Here is a 17,379-nt window from a genome sequence, read left to right on the forward strand (position 1 = left end):
ACTACATATTGTTTTTGCTTCCTATATATTCAATAGCTTCTTTTAATAACTCATCAAAATTATTAGGATACTCATGTTTTAAGTTAGGCACAACTTTATACTTATGTTCTATATCTTTATCCTTTAATAACCGTACAAATTGCTGCGTGACTTCATAACAATCTTCATCTTGATCGCCACATATTATATATCCCTTTATACCTTTATCCTGTAACATCCCCAGCAACTCATTCCATTCTTCAATCTCTGGAAGCCACGGTGCCATAAAAATAAAACCATCCACATTTATATCTTTTTGTAAAATAGTATATAAAGCTACTCTTGCTCCAGCAGAAAAGCCACCAATTACTACATTTTCTACTGTATGATTTTCTATAAACTTATCGTAATGCTCTTTTAATTCTTCTTTCCCTCTATCTATATCATCCCAAACAAACCCATCTGAAAACTGAATTTGCGAAGACTGTGGTAAAGCTAACGTATAATCTTGTGTCAAAACTGATTTCCAATATGGTTCTATTATTTGTATATTTTCTTGATCACCATGCATTGTAAGTAGTAGATTTCTCTTTTTCTTGCTGTAAATATATTTCACGTCTGCTCGTTCTGTTTTCTTTGCTAATTCTTCTCTTTCTTTACATAATTGAACCATTTTATGAAACTCTTCAAATTTATGTAGTGGTTTTAAATCGTCGTCGGAAATTAAATACTCATTTCCATACCAAAATCCATTGTCCATAATAGCTTCCTTCATTAAATGTAACGCTTCTTCTTCAAGTCCTGCTGCACTTGCAAGCGCATATTTAAAATTATATATTTGTGCCTCATTCCCCACTACACCTTTAGCATGTTCCATTATATAAGTGTACGCTTCAAAACTTCCTTTATTTGCATAACAATCTAACGTTTCATTTAACAACTTAATATACGTCATGTTATTTTTCATATTGTAGTTCCCCCGTAACCTTTTTACTTATTTCTCGAACTATTAAACTATTCTGTGGTCACGGTATATTCTATAACTTAACAATACCCGATTCTCAGAATGATATTTACTAACTAATGTATGTATACGCATAATACATCGCTTCTTTCTATCTACTAGTTTTAGTATAAAGTTAAATAGACTGAAAAATTAATATTTTAACAACAAAAAAAGACAACAATATATTTATTGTTGTTTTCATCACATCTACCCACTATTCTTTTTTTTCTTATCTGGTTTACTTGAAACTAAATAATGTTTTTCTGAAATATATAAGTTTCTTTTTAATATACGATTTAAGTAAGGTCCTAGTTTCATTCCGCATACGAGGCGATCTTCGCTATTTTCAACAATTGGGAACATTTCTTTTTCAGTTACATATTGATCTACTGCCTTTTGTACGACATCAATTTCTTTAACTAGTTTTAAATTTTCTTCTGTATGTTCAAATACTTCAAGCGTTTCCTTCGTAATAAGAAAAAGATTTGTTGGAAATGCGGGTAAATAGGGCTTTAACAAATCATAATTTACAGTGTAATCATCATTTACTAAGACTGTATAAACGATATTAGCATTCGTTTCTAGAAACTTAGCCATCGCTTGCTCTAATTCGTCTTTCGTAATTTCCCTCTCTTCTTTTCCAGTTCTGAAAAAGCGAAACATCGCATCGCCTCCTTTTTACTATATTATAGCATAAAAGAAAACTGAAAAATTATAAAAAACTCTATTGAAAGAATTTTTCAATAGAGTTTTTTAATCCATTTTTTATTTTAAGAATGCACTTAACATCCATACATGTTGTTCTAATGTCGTATGAATTGCTAATAACATATCAGCCGATGTTTCATCACCAGCTTCATCAGCTACTTCCATACCTTCTTTTAACTCTTGAATGAGTGCAGAAAAATCGTTTACTAAAGCTTGTACCATTTCTTCTGCAGACTCCTTGCTTGTTCCTTCGCTCACAGTTGAAGTTGCTAGATACTCTTTCATTGTCGCTAACGGTTTTCCTTCTAACGCTAAAATACGTTCTGCTAACTCATCAATATATGTTCCAGCCTCATTATAAAATTCTTCAAATTTCTCATGTAATGTAAAGAAGTGTGGTCCTGTCACATACCAATGATAATTATGCAATTTCACATATAACACATTCCAGTTTGCTACCTGCTTGTTTAATACTTCAACAACATTTGTTTTCGTACTCATACAATCCACTCCTCTTATCATTTTATAATTATTATCTTTTAATAACTCAATTATATTCTACCATACATTTCCTATTCTCTCGAATGAACAGCTTATATGTAACAAAGTTTTAACACCTTTAATATTTCCCTAATATCATATAATTCATGTATTCTTTCAACTACTTCATATGTCTAATCGTCCAAGCTTACACATATGCATAATAGTAAGTCAAGCTCATCATAGAAGAAAGAGGGATAAAATGGACAATCAACAATGGCAAGTAGCAAAGAAAGTCGCCGCTACTTATATCGGAACTGTCGTTGGAGCTGGATTTGCTACTGGGCGAGAAATTGTTGAATTTTTTACAGTTAACGGATTGTACGGGACAATTGGCATATGTATAAGTGGATTTTTTTTTATTTGGCTCGGCACTAAGATGATGTTACTCTCATCACAAATCGGGGCATTTTCAGCTCAAGAATTCAACAAATATTTATTTGGGGATGTATTTGGAAATGTCGTAAACACATTATTATTACTCGTATTATTTGGTGTAACGAGCGTTATGTTATCAGGGGCCGGAGCAGTATTTGAAGAACAACTCCGCCTTCCGAGACAACTTGGCATTTTCATCACAGTCATCGCCTGTCTCATTATTGGGAGCCGAGGATTACAAGGTGTTTTTGAAGTAAATACGCTTGTTGTACCTATTATGATGATCTTTATTATCGGACTCGCCATTACAACTTTTATTCATGATTCAACTCCTATTATTAACACCGTTCCTACAGAAAGTTGGAATATGAAATGGATTACTAGCCCTATTACATATGTCGCATTAAATCTTTCTCTCGCCCAGAGTGTTCTCGTCCCATTGGCCAGTGAAGTAAAAAATCGAAAAGCTATTTTATGGGGTGGTATTTTAGGAGGCGCAGGGCTTTGTTTTATTTTATTATGTAGCCATTTAGCAATGTTATCAGTTGAACAATTTTATCAATACAACATCCCAATGGCTGAAGTCGTAAGAAGGTTTAATGCAACTTTCCACTTTTTCTTTGTTCTTATCATTTTTGGTGAAGTTTTCACAACATTAGTTGGGAATATATTCGGAATGACAAAACAAATGCAATCCATTACCGGATGGAAAAGTAACCATATTATTTACTTCATATTACTAATTAGTTATTGCTTTAGTTACATCGGTTATAGTGAGCTTCTTCATATTTTATATCCTATTATCGGTTGGGTGAGCATCATTCTACTACCGATTATTGCTTGTAAACAACTTCAAAAAACATGAAAAAGCATCCGTGTATACGGATGCTTTTTCATGTTCATTCACAGTCTTCACATACTTCCCAGTATGGCCCCATCTCCACTGCAAGGTATGGCTTTAATTGCAATCGAATCATTCGACTTGGCATACGTTCTAAAACGAATTGAATGCCATCTTCCTCTTCGTCTAACTCAACTTTCGAAATAGCAATTCTTTGCATAGTAGTAATGGGGCTTCCATCTTTATATAAAGTGATTTTCACCTCATCATATTCATTAAAATACAATTCAACACTCATTTGTTTTTTTAACATTTCATCAACAATTTCATATTTATCATTTTGTTCCTGGATTATATATTTCCAGCCGTCTCTTCCCGCTTCTAGTGGAGCAACTTGAAATAATGTCACCAAATCCTCGTATAGCATAAGATAACCCCTCTCTTACTAAAAAACGATGAGTATTTTATATACCCTTTATCTCTATCACTATCCATGTTTATTGTACCATATATCAAGAATCTTACCCCATTCATTTGCTTCATAAACACATATAAAACATATAGTATTCTTATTTCATTCTCTGCTCACTAGTATAGCTTTTTGCTGACAACTAATCCCCTACTGATTATTAGCCCACACCAATCACGCATTTACGGGCAGCCCGAAAATAGCGGGATAAAGATTTTGGATTTTATATAAAAAAGAAGAGTGACTTGTATCACTCTTCCCTCAAAAATGTTTTCCCGTCGCTACTAATGCTAAAACTATAATTAAGCTTGCAAATAATAGCGATACAATTAAACTAAAAATCGGTAATACTTTCTTTTCATTCTTCCTAGATAATAACCTTAAACTAAGAATGATGTTTAATGGTACAAATATAAAATAAAAGTATTTAACGATTTGTATTGAGCTATTTGAAAGTGTTTTAAATACAAACACTTCAATTAAAAAAACAACAAAGAATAAAATACTTAACCAAAATGAGACATAACTAAGCCATGAATGTCTTTTCGTTCCCCAATATACTCCCATAATGATCTCCTTTAAACGTAGTCTATATTATATTAATTATACACCCACTAAACAAATCCCTCTATTTTTCGACAAACATTAAATAAAGTGAACCTCTAATCATTTATATCCCCTGTTTCCCTTTACCTATTAGCTCACACTAATCCGGCTATCAGCTAAAAAGGCTGTTTCTAATAGCACAAATGCTATTTTGAGACAGCCTCCTCTTTTTACACTTTAAACCTTTCAATTAACACTTGTAACTCTTCAGCCATTTGAGATAATGTACCAGCTGCAGAACCAATTTCCTCCATGGAAGCCAGTTGCTCCTCAGCTGACGCAGCAACACTTTGTGTACTCGTCGAGTTATTTTGTGCTGTCATTGCAATTTGACCAACTGAAATAGATACTTCATTTGCACCTTTTGACATTCCATTAGCCGTTTCAACCATCGTTTTTATTTGATCAGCAATTTCATTTGTAGATTGTAAAATCTCAGCGAAATTTTGTTTCGTTTCATTTGCGATAACAAGTCCAGATTGAACTTCTTCATTTACATTATTCATAGATTTTACTGTCTTACTCATATCATCTTGTATCTCACAAATTAATTTACTAATTTCACTTGATGATACGCTAGATTGTTCTGCTAACTTTCGTACTTCATCAGCAACAATTGCAAAGCCTCTTCCATGCTCACCAGCTCTTGCAGCCTCAATTGCTGCATTTAAAGCTAGAAGATTTGTTTGATCTGCAATATTTTGAATTACTTCTAAAATATCACCAATTTGCTTTGATTTGTTATTCAACAACTGAATAACAGCATCTGATTGTGAAACAGATTCCGCAATAGACTGCATTTGATTTACTGTTTTTCCGACTAGTTTTCCGCCATCTTCTGCTTTTTCACGAGTATGAGCAGAAGCAGTATTAATAGATAATGAACTATTTGCTACATGCTGAATCCCTTCTGTTACATCAAACAGTAACATGGCACCATTTTCAACACTTGATGTTTGCGTCGTTGCCCCACTTGATATTTCATCCATTGCCATTGTAATTTGTTCAGTCGCTTCACTTGCTTGTCTGACGCTTGCTGTTAACTCTTCGGATGCAGCAGCAACATGCCCTGCTGAAGTATTAATCCTTCCAATTAATGTACGTAATGAATGGGTCATCTCATTAAACCCTTTAGCAAGTTGACCAATTTCATCATTTGAATGTATTTGAATCGTTTGAGTTAAGTCCCCTTCACTTATTTCTTTAGAAGTGACAACTAATCTCTTTAACGGTTTCGTAATAGAAAGTGTCACGAAATAAATAAGCGCTCCTCCTACAACTAATGAAATCAGCATAACAATTAACATATTATAAAAAACAGGTTGAGCAGCTTCAACTACTTCATTTGAGTACATCGTCCCACCGATTTTCCAACCTGTTTTTAAATTTGTAGCGAATACCATTTTCTTCTCACTACCACCATAAGAGTATGAAAAAGTCCCATGATTATCTTCATAAATTTTCTTAGCCCAAGAATCATCTGCTTTGTCACCCGATTTCTCTTGAGGGTGGGCAATTACTTTTTGCTTCCCATCTAAAATGAAAGCATAACCTTTTTTACCAATATTGATTAACTTTGTTGTTTTTAATAAATTATCTAAGCTTAAATCTACTGCAACAACGCCATTTTTATCTTCTGTTTGTTTTGCAATTGTTACGACAATATGTCCATTTCCTTGTGCCTTATATGGTCAATTCCACCTTGCTTATTCACTGCATCTTTATACCAAGAACGTGTCGTTGGATCGTAATCTGCTGCCATTGGTATATTTGGTTCTTGCACAAATTTCTTATCATTTCCTGCAACATATACTTGTTCAACATCTTTATTCAAGTTGATATATTGAGATAACATTTTTCTTGATTCACCTTGATTATCGCCTTGATACATATCACTATGAATCAATCGTGCAAAATTATTTACATCGTTGAATTTCGCTTCAATCATTTGATTAATTAAATTATCCAATATTTTTATATTATCCTGAGCGCTACTCATAATTTGTGACTCAAAATTCTTTTTAGCTGTTTGATAAGACATACCTCCAATAATAGAGACTGCCGCAATTAAAATAACAAAAAATGAAGTTAATAACTTCTTTGCTACTTTCATATCTCGAAACCAACTTAATAGTTTACTCATTATAAACCTCCTGCATTTCAATATTAAGTTTTAAAGATAATATAGAGTTAGTTATGAATATATCCCATTCCCTAGTTCTATTTTTACAATTTTGTTTGATGAGCACTTTGTAAAGTTTAAACAAATAAATTCTTTTTGTCCATATATATGAATAATATTATTATAAAATTTACAAATATAAAAAACCAAAGGAATAAACCCTTTGGTTTTTTACATTTTTTTATGTTGTTTAGAAATCTTTTTCCATCTATCTCGTTCTGCTCTTGCTAGAGTAATGTTTTGTTTTCTCATAACATATGCCAGTTCTCTTTGCAGCTTTTTATAGCTTAGCAAGCGCTCTACCGCTATAAGTCCATTATCTATAGCACTGCGTACTCCACATCCTGGTTCACCTTCATGTTTACAATCTCGAAAGCGGCATGTTTTTGCAAGATCTTCAATATCAGAAAATGTGGTTTGAATTGCCGCACTTCCTTCCCAAAGTTGAAGTTCCCTCATACCAGGAGTATCAATTACTAAACCGCCACTCGGTAGTTGGAACAACTCACGGTGAGTTGTCGTATGTCTCCCTTTACTATCTTCTTCACGTATATCTCCGGTCTTAGCTACATCTGTTCCTATTAATGCATTTAACAAAGTGGATTTCCCTACCCCTGAAGATCCAACTAAAGCAATTGTTTTACCTGGAGCTACAAATTGTTGTAATGATTCGATTCCAACGTACGCTAAGCTATCAACAACGAAGATTGGAACACCGATTGCTACTGCTTCAGTTTCTGTAATTTTCTGTTCCACATCTTCACATAAACTACTCTTCGTTAAAACAATAACAGGCATTGCACCACTTTCATAAGCCAATAGCAAATAACGTTCCATCCTTCTTACGTTGAAATCATGGTTAAGAGCATTTACTAAAAATAGATAATCCACATTCGTAGCTATAATTTGTTCCTCAGTTCGGTAGCCAGCCTCTTGTCTAGAAAAAGAGCTTCTCCTTGGAAAAACGCGATGAATAATCGCCTTTCTCTCTCCTTCTATTTTCTTTATATACACCCAATCACCAACTGCCGGATAATCGCCCTTCGTTAACGCTTCATGACGAAATTTTCCAGACAGTTCCGCTACATATTCACCATCATTACAAATAATCCGATATATATGCTTATGCTCAAGTAAAATACGCCCTACTTCATAGTTCTCCACAGCTTGTTCTTCAAAAAAAGAATCCCAGCCGAACGATTCTAAAATATTTTGGTTCAAATTGATATCCTCCCTAGTTTAAGCTAAGTAGAAGGATAGTGCGCTCACTTATATAGTATCGCCCTTTCCATCCACCTTTGTATTTGGTTTATTATTCATATAAGTTAATTTCGCCATAATACATCACCCCGTTCTCATTTTAATTACTCTCATTATATGGAATATCTCTTTAAAAAGCCACCTTATTTAACGTAATTTTCAAATAACTTATTTTTTAGCATTCTAATTTGTCCACGATGACTAATTTCATCTTCTAGCACGTGAAACCAAAGGTAGTGCTGATTATATGCTACGCCATTAGGCCACTTTCTTTCTGACATTAGCCATTCATCATCCTGTTGTCTCAAACACTCTAATGTTTCCTCTCGAACTTTCTGTAAAAGTTGTACATAATACTGTATTTCATAACCACGAATAGATCTCCCCGCTTCCCCTAAATACAGTGCATCTTCCCATATTTCTAATTCTTCTTTTGTAAAATCACGATTTTGAAAAGAAATAAGCTGATGGACTTTTTCTATAGCCGCTATATGCTTTAGTAAAGCACCAATTGAATTCTCACCACTTGGCATTATTAAATCCAATTGCTCCACTGCTAAATCATCTATTTCCTGTAATGTTATTGCCCGCGTATGCTCCATCATACTTACTAGTTTCCCTATATTTTTTGTATAACCATCTACACCTCTTATTCGATAATCTATATACATTTCACGCACCCCTTTCTGAATTCATATTAATGAAAAGAAGCTTTAATTAATAGACTTAAATATATCAGAATCTTCTGTTATAATTAAGTTGAACAAGCACATAGCCTAAACAAATTTTCTCAATATGCTTATATGAAATATTAAAAGGATTCAATATGTAAAAATCGAATCTTATTCACTAAAAGGAGTGGATTCGATGGAAATGTATCAATGGCTAACTGCGGTTCTTGTTGGTGGCATTACTGGCTTCGTTTCCCATCTGATCAATAACCAAGGCAAGTTATTGCTCCCACGCCGTCTAAAAACGTTCTTCCACTTTGGGTTTTTAACCGATATATTTACCGGTAGCCTAGCTGCACTGCTTGGACTCGTTTTATTCGATGTCACCACATTAAAAGAAATTATAAAAGTATCTATTGTAACTGCCATTTCAGGTCAAACATTTTTACTTCATCAAGCTTTAGGTGGTGAACAGGCTAAAAATACGCAAATTGGGAAAGCTGATGAGAAAATTCAAGAAATTGACAAACTATTACGACGTTAATCTATACTTTCTTTAAAAATTATTGTTATAATAAAAAATAAATATTTTCTATTGCGTCGTTTGTCAGAAGAAAGGGTGTTTCGTATGACAAAAAAGAAAATAGAAGATTTCTTAACAAACTCCGAAAAAGAGGAACTGCTAGAAAACTATAAATGTTTACGAGAAGCCCGCACAAAAAGCGAAGCTAACTATTTTGGTGAAGCAGTAGACCATCTATTAAATAAAGTAAAAAAGCGAATTATTGAAGAAGCAGGAATACATGATGAAAACGCAGCAACAGTTCAATCTAAACGAAAAGCACTGTTTTAGTACATAACTAAAACAGTGCTTTTTCTTTATAACGCTTCTATGATGCAATTCCCTTCTCATTTTCTACAGAAAGTTTTTCACTTTTCCTAAACAAAAGTAAAGAGATTATATATAATAGTGCCGTAAAACATCCTATAAACATAAAATTATGGGAAACAGTAAATAATCCACCAGCTACTACCGCTCCAATCATTTGTCCAATATACATAGAGGCATTCGCAAGTGCTGCACCTGTTCCCCTTGCTGTACTCGACAAGTTTTGTAAACGTCCCATCATTAATACAAATAATATACCTGTTACAAAAAATAAAACGAAAAAGAATAATTCAACAAAAATTATGTTATTTAGGTATGGCAGTAATACATATAGAAGTGCTGTAAATACAATTCCACCATAGAAAGACATGCTAAAGCCGATTTTATTCAAGATTCTAGGCCCCAAAATATTACCTGTTAAATTCCCTAATCCTAGTACGAGCATAGCTGTACCTATTTCATTTACGTGCAAGCCAAATTGAACTGCAAGCCAAACCCCAAAGAAAGAGAATGCTGCGAAATTGCCAGTCTGAAAAATAAAATATGCAAAATAAGAGAGTGAAACCTTTGAATCTCTAAGTAATTGCTTATAGCGCTGTAAGATTGATTGTTTATTATCCTCTGTTTGAACAGGCTTTATTTCTGGTATAAAAACACCAATAGAAATAACGAGTAATGCTGACAGGATGCCAATGACAAAGAATGGTGTTGTATAATGTATCGTTGCTAAATAGGCCCCAATTGGCAGTCCAAGAATTTGAGCAACTGATAATCCCGCTGTTGCAATCCCAATTGCTTTCACAATTTGCTTCTTCTCTATTAGGAGTGGAATAGATGCCCACACTTGCGGGGATACAAACGCTGCACTTACACCTGCTAAAAATCGAAAGATCAGCATCCATAAAAAACTAGGTGCAATTCCGCACAAAAACGTACTAATTGCGAAAAAGGTCATACCTAATATCATTACTTTTTTTCTGTTTAATCCATCTGATATAGGACCAGCGATAAGCGCAAATCCAGCATATCCTAAAGCATATGAACTCACCATCCATCCTGAAAATTCCGTTGAAACATGATACACCTGTTGTAATGTTGGCAAAAGTGGCGAAATTAAAAATGTATCCGTACCAATCATAAACATTATTGTAAAGAATACACCTAGTACTCTTTTCATTTATGCCATCTCCTTATATATGGAAAAAGGGTGATATCCTTCTTTCCTATCAATCCTCTAATATAGATTCAATTTTTTTCATATCCTTCTCATTCAATGAAACGTCCACTGTTTTTACACTTTCTCTTATTTGTTCTGCACGCTTTCCACCAGGAATAACAGCATCGATTCCTGGTTTATTTAATAGCCATGCTAACGCTAAGTGAGACACTGCTATATTATTTTCTTTGGCTAAACCTTTTAACTTTTCAACTCTCTTAAAGTTTTTCTTATATGTATTTTCCTCAAAAAGATTTACGCCATTGCGCCAATCTTTTTCATTCACTTTAAAATCTTCTGTATATTTACCGCCTAATATTCCAAAAGCAAGTGGCCCATATGGAATAAATGAAATACCCGCTTCAATACAATACGGTAAAAGTTCTTCCTCTGCAGTACGATCTAGCATATTGTAAGGCGATTGTACAACATCTATATCTCCATATCGATTCGCTTCTTTTAATTGTTCTACATTTACATTTGATATCCCAATTGAACGAATTTTCCCCTCTTCTTTTAAACGGATAAGCTCTCCAATTGAATCTATGTAACTTGTTTCAGAGTTTGTAAAATGTAAATAATATAAATCAATATACTCTGTCTGTAATCTTCTTAAACTATTCTCCATAGCGTTTCTTAAATAGCTTGGCTCATTATTAATATAAACCTCTCCATTTAATAACGGCTGTATTCCACCTTTTGTAGCGAGTACATATTCATGACGCTTTCCTTTTAAAACCTCTCCTACTAATTCTTCTGATCTACCAAAGCCATATGAGTCCGCTGTATCAAAAAATGTAATTCCTTGTTGAATTGCTTCTTCAATCATTTGTTTTCCTTCTTCTTCATTCACATTTGCATATAAATTATGTCCCCCTACTGCATTTGTTCCTAAACCCAATTGTGAAATATTTAATCCTGCCTTTTGTAAATTCGTATACTTCATTTTTTCTCCCCCTATATTTCTATTGTTCGATTATATTCGAACAATAGAAATATAGCACTTTATATGTTATAGTGCAACTAGAACAACTTATACAAGTAGGTGAAATGATGCGAACACTATATCATCCTAATCGTGAGGAAATTCAATTTTCCTCTGTCCTATATGCACTTAGCGATCAAATCCGCTTACAAATTGTAAATATGTTACTAGAGAAAAACGAACAATCTTGTGGTGCATTAAACATTCCAATTGCAAAATCAACTTTATCTCACCATTTCAAAGTTTTACGTGAATCAGGTGTGATGTATACACGTCTTGAAGGTACACAGCGTTTTATTTCAATTCGAGAAGAAGACTTGAATGCTAGATTTCCGGGCTTATTAAATGTCGTATTAAACGCGACAGAACCATACTAAAAAACATCTCATATGCGTATGAGATGTTTTTTAGTAATTCCTATTCTTTTAATAAATCTATTAATCCATTTCCTTCAGATGTACGCTCATATCCTAAAGGTACGGTTCTTTTAATAAGTTGCGCATATATTTCCGGCTCTGATAGCTTTCTACCATATTCTCTCTCGCACTGCTTAATAAGAAGTGCTAACGCCCCAGCGACATGCGGCGTCGCCATTGAAGTACCACTTAATACCGCATATTTCCCCTCTGGATACGTAGATAGTATTTCATCACCTGGCGCTACTAAATCAATTTCTTGATTTGAATTACTAAAGCATGAAATTTTCCGCTCTAAATTAACAGCACCTACTTCAATTACTTCAGAATAAGCACCTGGAAAATCTAATTCTTCAGTATCATCATTACAATCTCCATCATTTCCTGCAGCGCATACGACAAGTACGTCCTGCTTTACTGCATTTTGAATAGCTTCATGTAACTCTGGTACATCCTGTGGACCACCAAGGGACATTGAAATAATTCTCACTTTCTCTTTATTCGGCCCCCTCCAATTCACTGCATAATGAATTGCCTCAATAATTTGCTCATAACTTCCAGAACCGTCTCCTGCTAATACTTTTAATACTAACAATTTAGCAAGTGGTGCTACACCTAAAACACCTACTCCATTTTCAGTGGCTGCAATTGTACCCGCTACATGAGTACCATGCCCATTATTATCAAGATAAGTATTTTGATCCCCTTCATAATCATTCGTGAAATTTCTTCCACCAATAATACGATCCTTTAAATCTATATGATTTATATCACAACCTGTATCTAAAACGGCAACGACAATGTCTTTCCCTTTTGCACTCTTTTCCCATACTTCCGGAGCGTGAATCAGTTGTACGCCTGGTGGAATTTCGTTTACTTGTTCAACCACTTTATTTACGGTAAACGGAATTAATTTAATACCTTTTTGTTTATTTGCTGTACTACTGTTCATCGTAATCCCTCCTGAAAATGTATTATTTTCATTTCAGACCACTACTTTAGATTTAAGATTCGTTTTATTCGCTCCATTTTCCTTCCTTTCAAATATTTCTCAATAAACAAAATAAAAGGACCTATTAAATGGTCCTTTTATTTTTCAGTTTTTCAAAAGAATAATATAAATTAAAACTAAATCTCACTCTTGTTCAAAAACTGCTCAATTTCTTTTATTACATGTTTTGCTCCTTCTATACTAACAGTAATGTTTCCATTTGCTAATGAAATATTTTGTTCTGAAACATCACCTGTTATTTGACAAGCATTGTAAGGTTGATATTTTTGTAAGATGACTTTGTCTTCTTCTACGAAAATTTCAAGTGGTGATTTAATTTGTATTCCTAATACATCTCGTAATTCTTTAGGAATAACTATCCGTCCCAATTCATCTACTTTTCGAATAATTCCTGTTGCTTTCATGTTACTCCCCCCTTACTCTCTATTAATTTTTTCACCTCGCTATTTTCATTTTATCACTATATATTTGGTAATGGTTGCCTCTTTTTAGAAAATATAGTACGAAAGTTAAAAAAACACATTCAACGAATATTCAATCTTTCTTTCAATTGTTTTAAATAACGAGATCGTATAAGTATGAAGTATAGTGCTTGGATACCTATGAAAATACTTAATACAACCATATTCTCTTTAAAAAGTGAGTACTCAAACATTTGTCCTAATGCCGTTAATGCTACTGCCCCATGTAATGTTGCAACCCCAATTGGAACGAAGAATAAAAGCGCTAAGCGGATTGTGACTACTTTCGATAATTCTCCTCTTGTTAATCCAACTTTTCGAATCATTTCAAATAAACGAGCATCATCTTCTAAATCAGAAAATAATCGGAAGTATAGAAAACTTCCCGCACAAACGAAAAATACAATACCAATAAAGAAACCTACAAATAAAATTGGCCCCGCAATTTGTAAACTTTGATTTTGATCGTACTCTTCTGCACTAAACGTTGAATATTCTTGATAAGGCTTAAGCTGATGCGTAAGCTCTTTACCAATCTCAATTTCATCTTTCGGTCCTTTCGTTTTATACATATAATCTTTTACTTCTGTAAATCCATCTTGTAATAAATCATATTGATTGTTAGAAATCACATACACATTACCCATAAGTATTTTACTTAGTGAAGAAGTATTAATTTTTTTCACTTTTAAAGTCTCATTAATATTTGATAAAGAAATTTCTTTTCTTTCTTTTATCGGTGGTCCTGGTATTTCTGTTGATAAAAATAAAGCTTCTTTACCTGATAATGTATTGAAAGGTTCTCCAGTTAACTTCGCATATTCCTTATAATCAGCTTCTTTTATAAAAATGGCGCTTCTTAACGACTGCTCCTCAGTTTTCTTCGATGAAATATTTATTTTTGAAGCTGCTATATTATGTTTCTTTAATCCTTCGTCAATGATTTTCAGATGCTGTGATTCATTACTATTTCCTTGCTTAGAATGATAGTGAAACGAAATTGGTCTGTTCATAATTTCTTTCGTCATTGAAGCAAATCCAACCAATGTACCAATTGCTGAAAATGCTACAGTTGAAATAATCGTTACAATAAAGAACATTCTCGCGTTATCTCTCATACGGTATGCTAAATCTGATAAAGTAATAATATTTGTTCTTGTCCAGTAGAAACGTTTACTTTTTTTACATAATCGAATAATAAAAACGCTTAACTGCTTATACAGTAAATACGTACCAATAATGACTACCGTTGTGACAGGTATCATCATAATAAATACCATTGCACCATGTGACATAAGAGCTCCTACATATCCTGCGCTCAGTAGTACTACCGCTAATATAGAAGAAATAATAGATGCTTTCGGTTCTGGCTTCGCCTCTGCTGATCCTCTAAACAATTTCATAATTTTATTTTTACGAACCATTCCTGCACTAAATAATGAAATGATAATAAATAATATAAAAAACATAACACTCGTTACAGCAATCGCTGACTTCGGTATGTAATAGGATAAAGAAATATCTAATTTTAATAACAATGGAGCTACAAAAATTAATATACCTGAAAACAACATACCTGAAAGAATACCTATAATAATTGCCCCGATGCCAATCATGATATTTTCAAAAAAGATAAGTCGCTTTAATTGATATTTCGTCATTCCAAGCATCATTAATATCCCTAGCTCACGCTTTCTCGTTTTTAAAAACATTCCCATAGAATATAAAATAAAGAAAAATGTAAATAAGTAAATAATAGACTGTGCAAAAGACATACTTACAAATACATATTGTCCTAATGTCCCTGCACTTAATGCTGGATGAAATGCAAAAAATGAATAAACAAAAAAAGCCATAATTGCAAATGCACTACTTAAAAAATAAGCCGAGTATGTCCGTCTATTTCGCGTCACATTTCGAAATGCGAGTTCTCTAATATTCATACTACTTCTCCGCCCTTCTACTAACTATGTTTTTATATTAGTAAAGTTCGGAAATACCTTCCATCGATTCAAATGACAAAAACCTTACATTATTGAAAGGTTTAAAAAAATTGCTTATACAAAAAAGTTTACTTATAATTACTACATTCATATTCATACACGCATCCTATTGTATATTCGTTAGTTTTGCGAAATAATAAAGGATAGAAGTATGTACCAATATACATATAAACTTATTAACCGTTTTAATATGAATAGGAGGAAAACATAATGACATTACAAGAACAAATTATGAAAGCATTACACGTTCAGCCTGTAATTGATCCGAAAGTAGAAATTCGTAAACGAATTGATTTCTTAAAAGATTATTTAAGAAAAACAGGTGCAAAAGGATTTGTACTTGGAATTAGCGGCGGACAAGACTCTACATTAGCAGGACGTTTAGCACAGCTTGCAGTCGAAGAAGTTCGTAATGAAGGTGGTAACGCAACGTTTATCTCCGTACGCCTTCCGTACAAAGTACAAAAGGATGAAGATGATGCACAATTAGCATTACAATTTATTCAAGCTGATCAATCTGTTGCTTTTGATATCGCTTCAACTGTTGATGCCTTTTCAAATCAATATGAAAACTTATTAGGAGATTCATTAACAGATTTCAATAAAGGTAATGTAAAAGCACGTATTCGCATGGTTACACAATATGCTATCGGCGGTCAACAAGGATTACTTGTTATCGGAACTGATCATGCTGCTGAAGCTGTAACAGGTTTCTTCACAAAATTCGGAGATGGAGGCGCAGACCTATTACCATTAACAGGGTTGACGAAACGACAAGGCCGTGCATTGCTACAAGAGCTTGGTGCCGACGAACGCCTATACTTAAAAATGCCAACAGCTGATTTATTAGATGAGAAACCAGGCCAAGCTGATGAAACAGAGTTAGGCATTACTTACGATCAATTAGATGACTATTTAGAAGGTAAAGCAGTTCCAGCTGACGTTGCTGAAAAGATTGAAAAGCGTTATACAGTGAGCGAACATAAAAGACAAGTACCAGTGTCAATGTTTGATGACTGGTGGAAATAAATTATATAGAAAAAGAAGCTAATCTCATTTAGCTTCTTTTTCTATATGTTAACGAAATACCCCTATTCTTTTCTCTAATAAATCCTGTAAGCAATCTTCATGTTGCTTATTAAATAATGGCGGCATTTCGTCTAACGGGAAAAACTTCAAATCCAACGTTTCATCACCGTCTACTTTTTTGCTCCCTCCAACGATTGAAAACTTAAAGAATATCCCAATTGTCTGGGCTTGATCACCATTCGGATATGTTTGAAAATATTTCGTGTATACTCCAATAAGCTCGTTTATTTCTACATCATATCCTGTTTCTTCTTTAATTTCTCGAATCGCAGTTTCTGCGGCAGATTCCCCAATTTCCATTGCACCGCCAGGAAATCCCCATGCATCAAAGTCCCCTCTTTTTTGCAGAAGTACTTCACCAAATTCATTAAATACGCAACCACCAGCAAAATTCAAAATAACATAATCATGCCCTACTTTTTCACGTAATTCCTTTATATAATTCGTCATCTGTTTCTCCTTTTCATACATCATCAATCATTCTTTTCTATCTTTTTCAAGCAATTCAATAATTCGATCTAGCTTCTGATTCATATTGATAATATGTTGTTTTTTTGAAGAGTTATTTTGCAATAAACTTCTAATGAATAAATCCGATTACTAGACAAAAATATATCCATGCAAATATATAATTTTCGAACAAATTCATTCAGTTATTACATACTCTA

18 protein-coding genes and 2 pseudogenes are annotated in these 17,379 nt (G+C 33.5%); 5 read left to right on the forward strand and 15 right to left on the reverse strand.

Annotated features, from left to right (window positions below; translation table 11 throughout):
• Position 1: 1 nt before the first annotated feature.
• The 3 genes from U860_RS0120360 to U860_RS0120370 all read right to left on the reverse strand — a co-directional run bounded on the left by U860_RS0120360 (position 2) and on the right by U860_RS0120370 (position 2,194).
• Positions 2–946 carry an alpha/beta fold hydrolase gene (locus tag U860_RS0120360; protein ID WP_025149960.1) on the reverse strand — a complete coding sequence of 315 codons (945 nt, stop codon included), beginning with the start codon at positions 944–946 and terminating at the stop codon, positions 2–4.
• A 246-nt stretch (positions 947–1,192) separates the two neighbouring features.
• Positions 1,193–1,648 carry a DUF3939 domain-containing protein gene (locus U860_RS0120365; protein ID WP_002171503.1) on the reverse strand — a complete coding sequence of 152 codons (456 nt, stop codon included), beginning with the start codon at positions 1,646–1,648 and terminating at the stop codon, positions 1,193–1,195.
• Positions 1,649–1,750: 102 nt separating this feature from the next.
• Positions 1,751–2,194, reverse strand: a complete 444-nt coding sequence (locus U860_RS0120370; RefSeq protein WP_002171502.1) for a Dps family protein — start codon at positions 2,192–2,194, stop codon at positions 1,751–1,753.
• A 241-nt stretch (positions 2,195–2,435) separates the two neighbouring features.
• Between U860_RS0120370 and U860_RS0120375 the strand changes: the two genes are divergently transcribed.
• Positions 2,436–3,476 (forward strand): membrane protein, encoded by a 1,041-nt coding sequence (locus U860_RS0120375; RefSeq protein ID WP_025149961.1) that lies wholly within the window; start codon positions 2,436–2,438, stop codon positions 3,474–3,476.
• A gap of 34 nt (positions 3,477–3,510) precedes the next feature.
• Here the strand turns inward: U860_RS0120375 and U860_RS0120380 are convergent, their stop codons facing one another.
• The 5 genes and pseudogenes from U860_RS0120380 to U860_RS0120400 form a co-directional block, all read right to left on the reverse strand.
• Positions 3,511–3,879, reverse strand: a complete 369-nt coding sequence (locus U860_RS0120380) for a DUF3979 family protein (protein WP_002171500.1) — start codon at positions 3,877–3,879, stop codon at positions 3,511–3,513.
• A gap of 303 nt (positions 3,880–4,182) precedes the next feature.
• Positions 4,183–4,488: a hypothetical protein gene (locus U860_RS0120385; protein WP_025149962.1), complete on the reverse strand. Its 306-nt coding sequence runs from the start codon at positions 4,486–4,488 to the stop codon at positions 4,183–4,185.
• 209 nt (positions 4,489–4,697) lie between these two features.
• Positions 4,698–6,670, reverse strand: a pseudogene (locus U860_RS31815) (methyl-accepting chemotaxis protein).
• 210 nt (positions 6,671–6,880) lie between these two features.
• Positions 6,881–7,930 carry a ribosome small subunit-dependent GTPase A gene (gene rsgA / locus U860_RS0120395; RefSeq protein WP_025149963.1) on the reverse strand — a complete coding sequence of 350 codons (1,050 nt, stop codon included), beginning with the start codon at positions 7,928–7,930 and terminating at the stop codon, positions 6,881–6,883.
• A 182-nt stretch (positions 7,931–8,112) separates the two neighbouring features.
• Positions 8,113–8,640 (reverse strand): DinB family protein, encoded by a 528-nt coding sequence (locus U860_RS0120400; protein ID WP_025149964.1) that lies wholly within the window; start codon positions 8,638–8,640, stop codon positions 8,113–8,115.
• A 196-nt stretch (positions 8,641–8,836) separates the two neighbouring features.
• Between U860_RS0120400 and U860_RS0120405 the strand changes: the two genes are divergently transcribed.
• Positions 8,837–9,184 (forward strand): DUF4257 domain-containing protein, encoded by a 348-nt coding sequence (locus U860_RS0120405; RefSeq protein ID WP_002171495.1) that lies wholly within the window; start codon positions 8,837–8,839, stop codon positions 9,182–9,184.
• Positions 9,185–9,268: 84 nt separating this feature from the next.
• Positions 9,269–9,493: a hypothetical protein gene (locus tag U860_RS0120410; RefSeq protein WP_002171494.1), complete on the forward strand. Its 225-nt coding sequence runs from the start codon at positions 9,269–9,271 to the stop codon at positions 9,491–9,493.
• Between the two features lie 37 nt (positions 9,494–9,530).
• Here the strand turns inward: U860_RS0120410 and U860_RS0120415 are convergent, their stop codons facing one another.
• Together U860_RS0120415 and U860_RS0120420 are read right to left on the reverse strand one after the other, a co-directional pair.
• Positions 9,531–10,706, reverse strand: a complete 1,176-nt coding sequence (locus U860_RS0120415; RefSeq protein ID WP_025149965.1) for an MFS transporter — start codon at positions 10,704–10,706, stop codon at positions 9,531–9,533.
• Positions 10,707–10,755: 49 nt separating this feature from the next.
• Entirely contained in the window at positions 10,756–11,691 is a 936-nt protein-coding gene (locus tag U860_RS0120420) for an aldo/keto reductase (protein WP_025149966.1), read from the reverse strand.
• Positions 11,692–11,798: 107 nt separating this feature from the next.
• Here U860_RS0120420 and U860_RS0120425 point away from each other — a divergent pair, with 107 nt between their 5' ends.
• On the forward strand, positions 11,799–12,107 hold the full coding sequence (locus U860_RS0120425) for a helix-turn-helix transcriptional regulator (RefSeq protein WP_025149967.1): 309 nt from the start codon (positions 11,799–11,801) through the stop codon (positions 12,105–12,107).
• Between the two features lie 40 nt (positions 12,108–12,147).
• Here the strand turns inward: U860_RS0120425 and U860_RS0120430 are convergent, their stop codons facing one another.
• From U860_RS0120430 to U860_RS0120440, 3 genes are all read right to left on the reverse strand, one after another.
• Entirely contained in the window at positions 12,148–13,098 is a 951-nt protein-coding gene (locus U860_RS0120430) for a serine protease (RefSeq protein ID WP_025149968.1), read from the reverse strand.
• A 176-nt stretch (positions 13,099–13,274) separates the two neighbouring features.
• Complete coding sequence (locus tag U860_RS0120435; protein ID WP_002171490.1) at positions 13,275–13,562, reverse strand: AbrB/MazE/SpoVT family DNA-binding domain-containing protein; 288 nt, start codon at positions 13,560–13,562, stop codon at positions 13,275–13,277.
• A gap of 119 nt (positions 13,563–13,681) precedes the next feature.
• The gene (locus tag U860_RS0120440) at positions 13,682–15,562 is read right to left on the reverse strand and encodes an ABC transporter permease (RefSeq protein WP_025149969.1); all 1,881 of its coding nucleotides are present in this window, start codon (positions 15,560–15,562) and stop codon (positions 13,682–13,684) included.
• A gap of 270 nt (positions 15,563–15,832) precedes the next feature.
• Here U860_RS0120440 and nadE point away from each other — a divergent pair, with 270 nt between their 5' ends.
• Complete coding sequence (gene nadE, locus U860_RS0120445) at positions 15,833–16,651, forward strand: ammonia-dependent NAD(+) synthetase (protein WP_025149970.1); 819 nt, start codon at positions 15,833–15,835, stop codon at positions 16,649–16,651.
• 48 nt (positions 16,652–16,699) lie between these two features.
• Here the strand turns inward: nadE and U860_RS0120450 are convergent, their stop codons facing one another.
• Positions 16,700–17,161, reverse strand: coding sequence for an NUDIX hydrolase (locus U860_RS0120450; RefSeq protein WP_025149971.1), 462 nt, complete (start codon positions 17,159–17,161; stop codon positions 16,700–16,702).
• 27 nt (positions 17,162–17,188) lie between these two features.
• A pseudogene (locus U860_RS33840) lies at positions 17,189–17,360 on the reverse strand (DUF4083 domain-containing protein).
• Positions 17,361–17,379: the final 19 nt, after the last annotated feature.

This window comes from Bacillus sp. H1a, assembly GCF_000633475.1.
In the GTDB taxonomy this organism is placed as follows: domain Bacteria; phylum Bacillota; class Bacilli; order Bacillales; family Bacillaceae_G; genus Bacillus_A; species Bacillus_A paramycoides.

What these genes read in the sequence shown, in the direction of transcription:
- U860_RS0120360 (WP_025149960.1), bottom strand. Translation starts at nt 946, where the DNA reads ATGAAAAATAACATGACGTATATTAAGTTGTTAAATGAAACGTTAGAT.
- U860_RS0120365 (WP_002171503.1), bottom strand. Translation starts at nt 1,648, where the DNA reads ATGTTTCGCTTTTTCAGAACTGGAAAAGAAGAGAGGGAAATTACGAAA.
- U860_RS0120370 (WP_002171502.1), bottom strand. Translation starts at nt 2,194, where the DNA reads ATGAGTACGAAAACAAATGTTGTTGAAGTATTAAACAAGCAGGTAGCA.
- U860_RS0120375 (WP_025149961.1), top strand. Translation starts at nt 2,436, where the DNA reads ATGGACAATCAACAATGGCAAGTAGCAAAGAAAGTCGCCGCTACTTAT.
- U860_RS0120380 (WP_002171500.1), bottom strand. Translation starts at nt 3,879, where the DNA reads ATGCTATACGAGGATTTGGTGACATTATTTCAAGTTGCTCCACTAGAA.
- U860_RS0120385 (WP_025149962.1), bottom strand. Translation starts at nt 4,488, where the DNA reads ATGGGAGTATATTGGGGAACGAAAAGACATTCATGGCTTAGTTATGTC.
- U860_RS0120400 (WP_025149964.1), bottom strand. Translation starts at nt 8,640, where the DNA reads ATGTATATAGATTATCGAATAAGAGGTGTAGATGGTTATACAAAAAAT.
- U860_RS0120405 (WP_002171495.1), top strand. Translation starts at nt 8,837, where the DNA reads ATGGAAATGTATCAATGGCTAACTGCGGTTCTTGTTGGTGGCATTACT.
- U860_RS0120410 (WP_002171494.1), top strand. Translation starts at nt 9,269, where the DNA reads ATGACAAAAAAGAAAATAGAAGATTTCTTAACAAACTCCGAAAAAGAG.
- U860_RS0120415 (WP_025149965.1), bottom strand. Translation starts at nt 10,706, where the DNA reads ATGAAAAGAGTACTAGGTGTATTCTTTACAATAATGTTTATGATTGGT.
- U860_RS0120420 (WP_025149966.1), bottom strand. Translation starts at nt 11,691, where the DNA reads ATGAAGTATACGAATTTACAAAAGGCAGGATTAAATATTTCACAATTG.
- U860_RS0120425 (WP_025149967.1), top strand. Translation starts at nt 11,799, where the DNA reads ATGCGAACACTATATCATCCTAATCGTGAGGAAATTCAATTTTCCTCT.
- U860_RS0120430 (WP_025149968.1), bottom strand. Translation starts at nt 13,098, where the DNA reads ATGAACAGTAGTACAGCAAATAAACAAAAAGGTATTAAATTAATTCCG.
- U860_RS0120435 (WP_002171490.1), bottom strand. Translation starts at nt 13,562, where the DNA reads ATGAAAGCAACAGGAATTATTCGAAAAGTAGATGAATTGGGACGGATA.
- U860_RS0120440 (WP_025149969.1), bottom strand. Translation starts at nt 15,562, where the DNA reads ATGAATATTAGAGAACTCGCATTTCGAAATGTGACGCGAAATAGACGG.
- nadE (WP_025149970.1), top strand. Translation starts at nt 15,833, where the DNA reads ATGACATTACAAGAACAAATTATGAAAGCATTACACGTTCAGCCTGTA.
- U860_RS0120450 (WP_025149971.1), bottom strand. Translation starts at nt 17,161, where the DNA reads ATGACGAATTATATAAAGGAATTACGTGAAAAAGTAGGGCATGATTAT.